The sequence below is a fragment of the uncultured Piscinibacter sp. genome, from assembly GCF_937952055.1.
Taxonomy (GTDB): Bacteria; Pseudomonadota; Gammaproteobacteria; order Burkholderiales; family Burkholderiaceae_C; genus Piscinibacter.
The window spans coordinates 26,608-39,741 of record NZ_CALFYO010000028.1 but is presented as its reverse complement, the minus strand read 5'-3'; the positions used below and the strand labels follow the sequence as shown (position 1 = coordinate 39,741).

Annotated in this window: 12 protein-coding genes; all 12 read left to right on the top strand. The window is 69.2% G+C overall.

The annotated features are described in order from the left end of the window. Positions 1–234 precede the first annotated feature (234 nt). The 12 genes from Q0599_RS21510 to Q0599_RS21455 are packed head-to-tail and all read left to right on the top strand — an operon-like array spanning position 235 to position 13,017. On the top strand, positions 235–3,138 hold the full coding sequence (locus Q0599_RS21510; protein WP_367180983.1) for a molybdopterin oxidoreductase family protein: 2,904 nt from the start codon (positions 235–237) through the stop codon (positions 3,136–3,138). Then, entirely contained in the window at positions 3,135–3,869 is a 735-nt protein-coding gene (locus tag Q0599_RS21505) for a 4Fe-4S dicluster domain-containing protein (protein WP_298834256.1), read from the top strand. The genes Q0599_RS21510 and Q0599_RS21505 overlap by 4 nt, the downstream gene beginning before the upstream one ends. Before the next feature lie 19 nt (positions 3,870–3,888). Beyond that, the gene (locus Q0599_RS21500; protein WP_298834253.1) at positions 3,889–4,863 is read left to right on the top strand and encodes a DmsC/YnfH family molybdoenzyme membrane anchor subunit; all 975 of its coding nucleotides are present in this window, start codon (positions 3,889–3,891) and stop codon (positions 4,861–4,863) included. Then, a complete protein-coding gene (locus Q0599_RS21495; RefSeq protein ID WP_298834251.1) occupies positions 4,864–5,820 on the top strand; it encodes a sulfite exporter TauE/SafE family protein in 957 nt (318 codons plus the stop codon). After that, positions 5,817–6,263: a hypothetical protein gene (locus Q0599_RS21490; protein ID WP_298834248.1), complete on the top strand. Its 447-nt coding sequence runs from the start codon at positions 5,817–5,819 to the stop codon at positions 6,261–6,263. Before Q0599_RS21495 ends, Q0599_RS21490 begins: the two co-directional genes overlap by 4 nt. 14 nt (positions 6,264–6,277) lie before the next feature. Then, positions 6,278–7,129 carry a universal stress protein gene (locus tag Q0599_RS21485; protein WP_298834243.1) on the top strand — a complete coding sequence of 284 codons (852 nt, stop codon included), beginning with the start codon at positions 6,278–6,280 and terminating at the stop codon, positions 7,127–7,129. Next, on the top strand, positions 7,126–7,752 hold the full coding sequence (locus Q0599_RS21480; protein ID WP_298834240.1) for a Rieske 2Fe-2S domain-containing protein: 627 nt from the start codon (positions 7,126–7,128) through the stop codon (positions 7,750–7,752). Before Q0599_RS21485 ends, Q0599_RS21480 begins: the two co-directional genes overlap by 4 nt. Before the next feature lie 56 nt (positions 7,753–7,808). Further along, positions 7,809–9,113, top strand: coding sequence for an OmpP1/FadL family transporter (locus Q0599_RS21475; protein WP_298834237.1), 1,305 nt, complete (start codon positions 7,809–7,811; stop codon positions 9,111–9,113). Positions 9,114–9,154: 41 nt separating this feature from the next. Beyond that, complete coding sequence (locus tag Q0599_RS21470; protein WP_298834234.1) at positions 9,155–10,429, top strand: FAD-dependent oxidoreductase; 1,275 nt, start codon at positions 9,155–9,157, stop codon at positions 10,427–10,429. Between the two features lie 19 nt (positions 10,430–10,448). Next, positions 10,449–11,132, top strand: coding sequence for a hypothetical protein (locus tag Q0599_RS21465; protein ID WP_298834230.1), 684 nt, complete (start codon positions 10,449–10,451; stop codon positions 11,130–11,132). Continuing rightward, positions 11,129–12,424 (top strand): (Fe-S)-binding protein, encoded by a 1,296-nt coding sequence (locus Q0599_RS21460; protein WP_298834228.1) that lies wholly within the window; start codon positions 11,129–11,131, stop codon positions 12,422–12,424. The genes Q0599_RS21465 and Q0599_RS21460 overlap by 4 nt, the downstream gene beginning before the upstream one ends. 26 nt (positions 12,425–12,450) lie before the next feature. Then, positions 12,451–13,017 carry an ankyrin repeat domain-containing protein gene (locus tag Q0599_RS21455; protein WP_298834226.1) on the top strand — a complete coding sequence of 189 codons (567 nt, stop codon included), beginning with the start codon at positions 12,451–12,453 and terminating at the stop codon, positions 13,015–13,017. The last annotated feature ends 117 nt before the right edge of the window (positions 13,018–13,134 follow it).

The following is a 13,134-nucleotide window of genomic DNA, read 5'->3' as shown; positions in this document are numbered from 1 at the left end:
GTCCACGGCATGCTCCAACCGTGCATCGTAGCCGGCACTGCCCCATCGAGCCGGGCCCGGACATACCCCTGTCGGGCAGGTGGAGCTACCCCAACGCGGGAGTAGACGCCCCAAAGGGCCGATTGTCCAATCGAACGAGCTTGCGCCCCCAGGGGTCGGTCCTTGCTCTGCATGGCGTCAGCACACCTCTCCCGCACGACCCAGATCCGCCACCCATCCATGCCCCGATCGCCGCTGCACGACCCGCTCACCGATCCGCATGCCGATGCGGCCCACGAGACGCGCAACACGACCTGCTACATGTGTGCGTGCCGCTGCGGCATCCGCGTGCACCTGCGTGACGGCAAGGTGCGCTACATCGACGGCAACCCGGATCATCCGCTGAACCAGGGCGTGATCTGTGCCAAGGGCTCGTCGGGCATCATGAAACAGTACTCGCCGGCCCGTCTGCTCAAGCCGCTGAAGCGGCGCGAGGGCAGCGAGCGCGGTGCAGGCGAGTTCGTGGAGATCGAGTGGGAGGAAGCCTTCGCCACGCTGGCCGAGCGCCTGGCGCGCATCCGATCCACCGATCCGAAGCAGTTCGCCCTGTTCACCGGACGCGACCAGATGCAGGCGCTGACCGGCATGTTCGCGCGCCAGTTCGGTACGCCCAACTACGCGGCACACGGCGGTTTCTGCTCGGTGAACATGGCCGCCGGCATGATCTACACGATCGGCGGCTCGTTCTGGGAGTTCGGCGGCCCGGACCTCGACCGCGCCAAGCTGTTCGTGATGATCGGCACCGCCGAGGATCACCACTCCAACCCGATGAAGATCGCGCTGTCGAAGTTCAAGCGCGACGGCGGGCGCTTCATCTCGATCAACCCGGTGCGCACCGGGTACTCCGCGATCGCCGACGAGTGGGTGCCGATCCGCCCGGGCACCGACGGAGCCTTCCTGCTCGCGGTGATCCACGAGATCCTCGCCAAGGGTCTGTACGACCGCGACTTCCTGGTGCGCTACAGCAACGCGGGCCAACTCGTCAACGTCGATGCCGCCAGCGACGAGTTCGGCATGTTCGTGCGCACCGAGGTGCCCACCGAAGAGGCCTGCTACGACCCGCAGGACAAGCTCTGGTGGGACCGCACCACCGGCAAGCCGGTCGTGACGCACACGCCCGGGGCCGACCCGTTCCTGCTCGGCGAGTTCACTCTGGCCGACGGCACCGTGGTCAAGCCGGCGTTCCAGCTGCTGCAGGACCGCGTCAAGGACTACACGCCCGAGTGGGCGGCGCAGATCACCGGCATCCCCGCCGACACGATCCGCCGCCTGGCCCACGAGATGGGCGTGACGGCGCGCGACCAGCGCATCGAGCTGCCGATCGCCTGGACCGATGCCTGGGGCAACGAGCACGACACCGTGACCGGCAACCCCGTGTCGTTCCACGCGATGCGCGGGCTGGCCGCGCATTCCAACGGGTTCCAGACCATCCGCGCCCTGGGCATCCTGATGTCGCTGCTGGGCACGATCGACCGGCCGGGAGGATTTCGCCACAAGGCGCCCTTCCCTCGCCCGATTCCGCCATGCGCGCGCCCGCCCAACGACGAGCGCGCCGTCAAGCCCGACCATCCGCTGGACGGCATGCCGCTGGGCTGGCCCGCCGACCCCGACGACCTGTTCGTCACCGACGACGGCTCGCCGGTGCGCATCGACAAGGCGTTCTCCTGGGAGTACCCGCTGTCGGTGCACGGGCTGATGCACAACGTCATCACCAACGCATGGCGCGGTGACCCGTACCCGATCGACACGCTGCTCATCTTCATGGCCAACATGTCGTGGAACTCCACGATGAACACGGCCGAGGTGCGCAGGATGCTCAACGACAGGGGCGAGGACGGCGGCTACAAGATCCCGTTCATCGCCGTGTCCGATGCCTTCCATTCGGAGATGACGGCGTTCGCCGACCTGATCCTGCCCGACACCACCTACCTCGAGCGGCACGACGTCATGTCCATGCTCGACCGGCCGATCTCGGAGTTCGACGGCCCGGTCGATTCGGTGCGCATTCCGGTGGTGCCGCCGTCGGGCGACTGCAAGCCCTTCCAGGAGGTGCTGATCGAGCTCGGCACGCGGCTGAAGCTGCCCGCCTTCGTGACGCCGCAGGGCCAGCGCAAGTTCCGCGACTACCCCGACTTCATCGTCAACTGGGAGACCGAACCGGGCTCCGGCATCGGCTTCCTGGCGGGCTGGCGCGGCAAGGGCGGCGAGAAGAGCCTGGTGGGCGAGCCGAACCCGCGCCAGTGGGAGATGTACGAGCAGCACAACTGCGTCTTCCACTATGAGTTGCCGCGCAGCTACCAGTACATGCGCAACTGGAACCAGGGCTACCTCGAGTGGTCGCGCGCCAACCGCATCACGCGCTACGCCGAGCCGATCCTGATCCACCTGTATTCGGAGGTGCTGCAGCGCTTCCGCAGCGCCGCGCAGGGCAAGGGGCTGACCCGCAAGCCGCCCGCGCACCTGAAGAAGCGCGTCGAGACGTATTTCGACCCGCTGCCGTTCTTCTACGAGCCGCTCGAATCGCACGTCACCGACAAGCACCGCTACCCGCTCGCCGCGGTGACGCAGCGCCCGATGGCGATGTACCACTCCTGGGATTCGCAGAACGCCTGGCTGCGCCAGATCCACACCTACAACGTGCTGCACATCAATGCCCAGACCGCGCGTGCGTCGGGCATCGAGGACGGCGACTGGGTGTGGGTCGAGTCGCAATGGGGCCGTGTGCGCTGCAAGGCGAGCCACTCGCAGGCCGTCGAGCCCGGTACCGTCTGGACCTGGAACGCCATCGGCAAGGCCTCCGGCGCCTGGAACCTGTCTCCCGACGCCAATGAGTCGCGCGAGGGCTTCCTGCTCAACCACGTCATCTCCGAGGAGCTGCCGGTGCGCGGCAGCGATGCGAAGATCTCCAACTCCGACCCGATCACGGGCCAGGCTGCCTGGTACGACGTGCGCGTGCGGGTCGTCAAGGCCGCGCCCGAAGAGCCGGCGCAAAGCGAACCGCAGTTCCAGCCGATGCGCCGCTACCCGGGCATGGCTGCGCGTCCCGCGGAGCTGACGAACGCGAGCGACGCGGCCATTCCCGCGAAGGCAAGCCGATGAGCCGCCGCCAACTCGCCCTGGTCATCGACCTGAACGTCTGCGTGGGATGCCACGCCTGCGTGACCAGCTGCAAGGAATGGAACAACGCCGGCGCGGCCGGGCCGATGTCCGACCAGAGTCCCTATGGGGCTGATCCGAGCGGCACCTTCTTCAATCGGGTGCAGACCTTCGAGGTCGGGCAGTTCCCGCTCACCGAGACCGTCCACTTCCCGAAGTCCTGCCTGCATTGCGAGGATCCGCCGTGCGTGCCCGTGTGCCCGACCGGCGCCTCGTACAAGCGCGAGGAAGACGGCATCGTGCTGGTCGACTACGACAAGTGCATCGGCTGCAAGTACTGCAGCTGGGCCTGCCCGTACGGTGCGCGGGAGCTCGACGAGCACCAGAAGGTGATGAAGAAGTGCACTCTCTGCGTGGACCGGATCTACGACGCGCGCCTGCCCGAGGTGGACCGCAAGCCCTCGTGCGTCAAGGCCTGCCCGACCTCGGCGCGCATCTTCGGCGACATCCACGATCCGCAATCCGAGGCATCGCGCGCGATCCGCGAGAACGGCGGCTACGCGCTGATGCCGGAATGGGGCACCCAGCCCGCCAACCACTACCTGCCGCGGCGCACGACGCGCATCCGCATCCACGAGGACGAGCTGGTCCGGGCCGACAACCCGCTGCGGGTCGAGGGTCACCTGCCCAAGCCGTCCGAAGGCGCATCGACGCTCGAAGACGCCAGCTGGTGACCGCAACCTCCACCCCGACATGCATCCCGCTTTCTCCGTCATCTTCCTCACCACGCTGATCGGCGCCGGGCAAGGCCTGTTCCTGGCGCTGTTCACGGTGCAGAGCTACGCACTGGTCGGACTGCTGGCGTCCCCCGCCGGGCGCGCCTTCTACGCGACCGGAAGTGCCGTGGCGCTGGCTCTGCTGGTCGCCGGGCTGGTGGCGTCGTTCTTCCACCTCGGCCGCCCCGAGCGCGCCTGGCGCTCGGCCGCGCAATGGCGCACCTCGTGGCTGTCACGCGAGGTCATCGTGCTGCCGGCCTTCATGGCCGTCGTCGCGCTCTACGGCTTGCTGCACGCACTGGGCTGGGCGCCGGTGCTGATTGCCCTTCCGCACGGCGCGGACATCGACCTGACCGTCCTGGTCGGCATCGTCGGTACGCTGCTGGCGTTCGCCCTGTTCGTCTGCACCGGGATGATCTACGCGTGCCTGCGCTTCCTGGCCGAGTGGCACACGCCGTTGACGCCGCTGAACTACACGCTGCTCGGCGGCGCGTCCGGCTTCACCCTGGCTGCGGGCCTGGCCGCGCTGGCCGCATCCGAGGTGGCAGGCTTCCTCACGGGCTGGGCCATCGCGCTCACGGTGCTTGCGGCGATCGGGCGGGTCGCGTCCCTGTGGCGCAACGCTCGGCTGAAGCCGCGCTCGACGATCCAGTCCGCGATCGGCGTCAAGCATCCGACGGTGGTGCAGCGTTCGCAGGGTTTCATGGGGGGATCGTTCAACACGCGCGAGTTCTCGCACGGCCGCGGGCTGCCGTTCCTGCGCGCGGTGAAGTGGTTCTTCCTGGCCGCGGCCTTCCTCGTGCCGACGCTGCTGCTGGCGGCCATGCCCGGCACGGGCACCGCCCTGCTGCTGGCATTCGCGGTGCAGTTCGTCGGTCTGCTGGCCGAGCGCTGGTTCTTCTTCGCGCAGGCGAACCATCCGCAGAACCTCTACTACCAGGCGGTTTCCTGAATGCTGCGCCGCTTGCCCGCCTCCTTGCCCTGGCACGCCGCCTGGCTGGTGCTGTTGGCCTGCGTGGCCGGCCCGGCCCAGGCCGCCGATGTGGCGGCCGCCGCGACCGGTCTGCCGTGGTGGTTCTGGCCGGTCGCCCTGTTCGTCACCTGCTTCGTGATGGGCATCGTCGCGGTGCCGGCCGGTATCGGCGGCGGCACGCTGTTCGTGCCCATCGTCGGCGGCTTCTTCCCCTTCCATCTCGACTTCGTGCGCGGCGCCGGCCTGCTGGTGGCGCTGGCCAGCGCACTGGCAGCGGCGCCGATGCTGCTGCGCAGCGGCCTGGCCAGCCTGCGCCTGGCGCTGCCGCTGGCACTGCTGGCCTCGGCCAGCTCGATCGGCGGCGCGCTGCTCGGGCTGGCGATGCCGGTGTCGGTGGTGCAGACGGCGCTCGGCGTGATCGTGCTGGCAATCGTCGTGCTGATGTTCGTCTCGAAGAAGTCGGAGTTCCCGGTGGTCGATGCCCCCGACCGCCTGTCCGCCGCGCTGGCGCTGCACGGCGTGTTCGTCGACGGTGCCACGCGCCAGCGCATCGACTGGCAGGTGCATCGCAGCGGTGCCGGGCTCGTGGTGTTCCTCGGCATCGGCGTGCTCGCCGGCATGTTCGGCATCGGCGCCGGCTGGGCCAACGTGCCGGCGCTGAACCTGCTGATGGGCGCGCCACTGAAGGTTTCGGCCGGCACCTCCGGGCTGGTGCTGTCGCTGGTCGACTCCTCGGCCGCCTGGGTCTACGTCAACAAGGGCGCGGTGCTGCCGATGATCGCCGTGCCCTCGGTGATCGGCATGATGCTCGGCGCGATGATCGGCGCACGCCTGCTCGACGTGCTCAAGGGCACGGTGATCCGGCGCATGGTGATCAGCGTGCTGCTGTTTGCCGGCTTGCGCGCGTTGCTCAAGGGCACGGGGGTGTGGCCATGAAGCGTTACGAAGCCGGCGCCGTGACGGCCGCGCCGGCCGCCATCACCCAGGCCGAGGAGCAGTTGCGCTACGCGCGCTGGCTCGAACTGGGCACACGGACGGGCCTGGCGGCGCTGGTGCTGATCTTCCTCGCCTACGGCCTCGGACTCGTCGATCCGCACGTGCCGCACTCGCGCCTGCCGGAGGTCTGGAACCTGCCGGTGTCGGAGTTTCTCGCCGCCACCGGCGTGCCCACCGGCTGGGGCTGGCTGGGCCTGGCGCACCGCGGCGACATTGCCAACCTGCTCGGCATCGCGATGCTGACCGGCGCCTCGCTGCTCGCGTTGCTGGTCACGCTGCCGCTGTACCTGAAACGCGGCGACCGCCTCTACGCCGTCCTGTGCCTCGCGCAGGTGGCGGTGCTGCTGCTGGCGGCCTCCGGCGTGCTGACGGCAGGCCACTGAATGGGGTCGCGGCCATGACGCATGTCTTTTCGCGACTGCTGCTGGCCACCGAGCATTCGGAGCACGACGCAGGCGCCGAGGCGCTCGCCTTCGCCATGGCGCAGCGCTGCGGCCTGCCGCTGCGCGCCGTGCTGCCCATCGCCAGCAACCCGGAGTACGAGGCGCTCGCCCCGCAATTGGCCGCGCACGCCGAGGCGCAGGCGGGCGAGCGCATCGCCGCGCTGCTGGCGGACGCCAAGCGCGCCGGCATCGTGCTGGAACTGCAGGCGCGGCGCGGGCCCGAGGCCTGGCGCGAGATCGTCGACGAGGCCACGCAGCGCGACGCCGACCTGCTCGTCATCCGCCGCCGCGGCAGGCGTGGCCTGCTGGCCAACCTGCTGGTCGGCGAGATGGTGCGCAACGTGGTGGCGCATGCGCCTTGCGGCGTGCTCGTCGTGCCGCGCGGCGCAGCGATGTGGTCGGCCCGCGTGCTCGCGGCGCTCGACCCCGAGGCGCCGGAGCCGGCCTCGGTCGGCACTGCTGCCGCCATTGCCGCCGAGTGCGGCCTGCCATTGACGTTGCTGGCCGTGACCACCACGTCCGAGGAGTCGCGCCGCCGCGCCGAAGCGGCGTTGCAGCGGGCCGCCGGCGCGGCACAAGGCGCCGGCGTGGCAGTGGACACGATCGTGCGCAGCGGCCGGCCTCACGAGCAGATCGTCGAGGCCGCACGGCAGTGCGGCGCCGACCTGATCGTCATCGGACGGCACCGCGACGAGGGCCTGGCGCGCGCCTGGCTCGGCGGCGTGGCGCAGAAGGTCATCGGCCTGGCCGACGGGCCGGTGCTGGTGACGCCGCCGAGTTCGTCATCCAACGCAGGAACAGCATGAGCGACGCCCTCAACTACCTCGTCAAGGCCCGCCCCGACGCGGTCGGCCACTACTTCAAGTTCCTCAAGGAGTGCGGCAAGCACCTCGACCCGAAGACGCGCAACCTGATCTCGGTGATCACCAAGGTGCACGCGCAGACCGAGCGCGGTTTCAAGCAGTACCTCAACCGCGCGCTGCGCGAGGGCTGCACGCCGATGGAGGTGCTCGACGCGCTGCTGATGGCCTTCCCGGCGCTCGGGCTGGCGAAGATCGTCTGGGCGACCGACATCATCCTCGAGATGAACCTGCCGGGTTTCAGCCCGGAGGCGCTGCGCGGCGAGACGGTCTGGCACGACGTCATCGGTACCGACGAGCTGGCCAGCGGCGCGACGAAGCGCGTCGACTGCGACGGCCGCGCCCTCTTCGTGCACCGCGAGGGCGAGGAGTGGCGCGTCTACGACAGCCGCTGCCCGCACCAGACCACCGACATCCCCCATCTCGCGCTGCAAGGCCACACGCTGACCTGCCCCAAGCACGAGTGGGCCTTCGACATCCGCAATGGCGAGTGCATCGCCAAGGGCAATACCCCGCTCACGCGTTGGGAGAGCCGGGTGGAGGGCGGCCGCGTCCTCGCACGCTGGTAGGGGCCAACGAGTTCCCATCCATCGACTCACAGACCTACAGACAGGAGACACAGTCCATGACCCGAATTCACACTGCCCTGAAGGCCATCCCCCTGGCCGCCGCGCTCGTCGCCGGCCCGGCCCTGGCCACCAACGGCTACTTCTCCCATGGCTACGGCATGAAGGCCAAGGGCATGGGCGGCGTGTCCACCGCGCTGGCGCAGGACTCGTACGGCGGCGCCAACAACCCGGCCAGCATGGTGTGGGCGGGCTCGCGCTTCGACATCGGCGCCGAGGTCTTCATGCCCGACCGCGACGCCGAGCGTGCCGGCGCGACCATTCCGAGCCTGAACGGCAAGGTGCGCAGCGACAAGCGCTACTTCCTCGTGCCCGAGATGGGCTACAACCGCATGCTCTCCGACGACCTCTCGCTGGGCGTCACCGTCTACGGCAACGGCGGCATGAACACCACCTACCCGGAGGGCAACTTCAACTGCGGCGGCGGCCCGGCCAACATCCTGTGCGGCAGCGGCACGCTGGGCGTGGACCTGATGCAGCTCGTCGTGGCGCCGACGGTGGCCTACAAGTTGAACCCGCAGCATGCGGTGGGCCTGTCGCTGCTGCTGGGCTACCAGCGCTTCAAGGCGCAAGGCCTGCAGGCCTTCGACAACGCGCCCGGCTTTCCGCCCTTCACCGGCGCGCCCGGCAGCGTCACCAACGTCGGCACCGACAGCGCCAGCGGCGTGGGCCTGCGCGTCGGCTACATGGGGCGGCTGACCGACAGCTTCAGCGTCGGCGCGTCGTACTCGGGCGGCATCAAGATGAGCCGCTTCGACAAGTACGCCGGCCTGTTCGCCGAGGCCGGCGACTTCGACATTCCCGCCAACTACAACGTCGGCGTCGCCTTCAGCCCCGATGCGAAGTGGACCGTCGCGCTGGACTGGGGCCGCATCCTCTACAGCAAGGTCGCCTCCGTGGGCAACCCGAGCCTGCCGGTGGCGCCGCTCGGCGCCGACAACGGCCCCGGATTCGGCTGGCAGGACATCGACGTGCTCAAGCTCGGCGTGGCCTGGCAGATGAGCGACACGCTGACGCTGCGCGCCGGCTACAACCGCAGCGACAACCCGATCGGCAGCAGCGACGTGACCTTCAACATCCTGGCGCCCGGGGTCATGAAGGACCACTTCACCCTGGGCTTCACCTACGCCGGCTGCAAGAACTGCGAGCTCACCGGCATGCTGATGATTGCGCCGCGTCAATCCGTCAGCGGGCCTTCGTTGTTCAATGGCTTGCCGATCCCGGGCGTGCAGAACGAGGCCGGCAACGAGACCATCGGCATGAAGCAGAAATCATTCGGCATCGCCTGGGGCTACAAGTTCTGAACTGAACGAATGAGGCGCGCCGCGGCGCGGAAGGAGACGGAATGGCTCACATCGTCGTCATGGGTGCAGGCATCGGCGGCATGCCTGCCGCCTACGAGTTGCGCACGCTGCTGGGCGCGGAGCACAAGGTGACGGTGGTCAACCCCACCGACACCTTCCAGTTCACCCCTTCCAACCCCTGGGTGGCGGTCGGCTGGCGCGACCGCGAGACGGTCACGCTGCCGATCGCGCCGCACCTGGAGCGCAAGGGCATCGCCTTCATCGGCAAGGCGGTGACGGCGATCGACCCGGCCGCCAACCGCGTGACGCTCGACGGCGGCGAGGCGCTGGACTACGACTACCTCGTCATCACCACCGGCCCGAAGCTGGCGTTCGACGAGGTGCCGGGCGCCGGCCCGCACGGCGGGCACACGCATTCGGTGTGCACCGTCGGCCACGCGGAGATGTTCTGGGCCGAGTACCAGAAGTTCCTCGAGGCCCCCGGGCCGATCGTCATCGGCGCCATGCCCGGCGCGAGCTGCTTCGGCCCGGCCTACGAGTTCGCCTTCATCGTCGACGCCGACCTGCGCAAGCGCAAGCTGCGCCACAAGGTGCCCATCACCTTCGTCACCGCCGAGCCCTACATCGGCCATCTCGGCCTCGGGGGGGTGGGCGACAGCAAGTCGATGCTGGAGAGCGAGTTGCGCGGCCACGACATCAAGTGGATCACCAACGCCAAGACCACCAAGGTCGAGCCCGGCAAGCTCTTCACCACCCAGCTCGACGATCAGGGCAACGTCGTCAAGGAGCACGAGGTCGGCTTCAAGCTCGCCATGATGCTGCCCGCCTTCAAGGGCGTCGACCCGGTGGCGGCCGTGACGGACATGTGCAACCCCCGCGGTTTCGTGCTGATCGACGAGTTCCAGCGCAGCAAGAAGTACCGCAACATCTTTTCCGCCGGCGTGTGCGTGGCCATCCCGCCGGTGGAGGCCACGCCGGTGCCCAGTGGCGCGCCGAAGACCGGCTACATGATCGAGACGATGGTGACGGCGATCGCGCACAACATCGCCGACGAACTCGCCGGCAGGCCGGCCACCGCCAAGGGCACCTGGAACGCCATCTGCCTGGCCGACATGGGCGACACCGGCGCGGCCTTCGTGGCGCTGCCGCAGATCCCGCCGCGCAACGTCAACTGGTTCAAGAAGGGCAAGTGGGTCCACTACGCCAAGATCGCCTTCGAGAAGTACTTCATCCGCAAGATGAAGACCGGCAACTCCGACCCGGTCTACGAGAAGTACGTGCTCAAGGCGCTGGGCATCGTGCGACTGGCCGACTGAACCCGCGAAGGATCACGCCATGACACTGCTCGAATTCGCGCGCGGGCCCGCGCTCTACGCGTCGCTGGCAGTGTTCGTGCTCGGCACGCTGTGGCGGCTGGTGGGCATTCTGATCCGGCCGCGCCTGCCCGACCTGTCGCCGCCGCGCGAGCACTCGCCCGGCGTGCTGCTCTCGGTGCTGCACGCCAATGTGCGGGCGATGTGGCCGCGGCGCGAGTTCATCGCGCGCAGCCGCTTCGTCACGATCAACGGCTACGCCTTCCACATCGGCCTGGCGCTGGTCTTCTTCGGCTACGCACCGCACATCGCCTTCGTGCAGCGGCTCACCGGCCTGACCTGGACGGCGCTCCCGGACCCGGTGATGTACCTGTCGGCCAGCCTGACCATCGTCACGCTGCTGATCGCGCTGTCGATGCGCCTGACCGACCCGGTGCGCCGATCGATCTCCAGCGCCGACGACATGATCAGCTGGACGCTGACCTTCCTGCCTTTCGTCACCGGCATGGCGGTGGCGGGCGAGCCTTCCTCGGCCATCCTTGCGCGCGACCACGTCATCTATGGCGGGCCGCTGGCGATCCACCTGCTGTCGTTCGAACTGCTGCTGCTCTGGTTCCCGTTCGGCAAGCTGATGCATGCCGTGCTGTTCGCGTTCTCGCGCGGCGCCACCGGGCTGCGCTTCGGCCACCGCGGAGCGCTGTCGTGAGCGCCGCCGCCCCGACCTTCGACCGCCAGGGCGATCTCGGCGACGACGCGCGCGTCCAGGCCGCGATGGGGGCTTGGCTGCGCGAGTTCGGCGTCACCGCCTCGCTGCACCTCGAGTCGTGCGTGCACTGCGGCCAATGCGCACAGGCCTGCCACTTTCACGTCAGCACCGGCGATCCGAAGTACACGCCGATCCGCAAGCTCGAACTGCTGCGCCGCGCGTACCGCCGCGAGGCCGGGCCGCTGGCGCCACTGGTGCGCGCGCTCGGGCTGGTGCGGGCACCGGACGTCGACGAACTGCAGCAGTGGCAGGAACTGCTCTACGACTCCTGCACGATGTGCGGTCGCTGCACCACCGCCTGCCCGATGGGCATCGACATCGCCGAGCTGGTCAAGGTGGCGCGTCACGGCATGTTCAAGGCCGGACTGATGCCCGAGCGCCTGGCGCTGATGGATCGCACGGCGCGGCAATGGGGCAGCACCGCCACACCGGGCGAGGACCTGCCGGACATCCTCGCCGAGGTGTCGGCCGAGCACGGCGTGGCCATCCCCTGCGACCTGCCGCAGGCTGACATCCTCGTCACCGCGGCGCCGGCCGAGCTGGGCGAGCACACCAAGTCGCTGGCCGACGCGGCGAAGATCCTGAATCGCGCCGGACTGCGCTGGACCATGCATCGCGAGGGCTTCGACGCCTCCAACATCGGCTTCAACAACGGTGACCTGGAACTGCAGGAGAAGCTCACCCGCGCCATCGTCGACACCGCGGTGAAGATCGGTGCGAAGACCGTGCTGCTGCCCGAGTGCGGCCACGCCTACGGCGCCGCCCGCTGGGAGGCGGCGAAGTGGTACGGCAAGGCGCTGCCGGTGCGCATCATTCACATGACCGAGTTCCTCGACGAGCTGCTCGCCGACGGGCGCATCCGCGTCGAGCCGATCGGCGACACGGCCACCTTCCACGACCCCTGCCAGATCGTGCGTCGCGGCGGTCTGGAGGCGGCGGCACGCCGCGTGCTCGCCGCGCTGGGCTTCGAGCTCAGGGAGCTGCAGGACCACGGCATCGGTGGCTACTGCTGCGGCGGCGGCGGCGGCGTGGTCTCGAACCAGCGCGCCGCTCCGCTGCGGCACAAGGTGTTCGCGCTGAAGCAGCAGCAGGTCGAGGCCACGGGCGCCAAGCGCTTCGTCACCAGTTGCGGCCAGTGCCGCATCACGCTGGAACAGGGCGCCAAGCATGCCGGCTGGAACCGGCGCACCGAGAGCCTGCTGGAGCTGGTGGCCGACCGGCTGGCGGACTGAGCGTGGCAGCGCGGCACGGGACCGACATGACCGACTCACTCTTCGACGCGATTCGAGCCGGCGACCTCGATGCCGTGGAACGCCTGGCCAGCGCCGAGCGCTTGAACGTCGCCGGTGCCGGCGGCACCACGCCCTTGATGCTCGCCGCCGTGCTGGGCCAGCGCGACGTCGTCGCCAGGCTGATCGACAAGGGTGCCGACGTGAACGCTGCCGACGAACGCGGCTTCACGGCGCTGTTCCACGCCTGCTACAACCCCGACGAGGACCGTGGCCATCCGGAGGTGGTGGAGCTGCTGCTGGCCGCCGGGGCCGACAAGGAGGCGAAGATCGGCTACGGCGTGCGTCCGCTGATGTACGCCGCGGGCAACGGCGAGGCCGGCGTGGTGAGCGCGCTGCTGCGCGGCGGCGCCGATCCGCTGGCCCGCAACGAGGTCGGCCGCACGGCGCTGATGATGGTCAAGGACCGCGACTACGTCGACGTCATCAACATCCTTCACGAAGCCGAGGCAACACTGGAGTCGGCGAGTTGCGCGTCACGCAATGCGCCGGACATGCAGGTGGTCACCTTCCTGAAGCCGGCGCGCAAGGACTGATCGCCGCGGCCGGCGCGAACGGCAATCGGGCCGATGGCCTGCGCCTTGCGTCCGGGCATCGCCTCGTCCTCGCGCGCCGTCGTGCAAGCGCCGGCGGGCGAGGTGTGGTCACCCCGG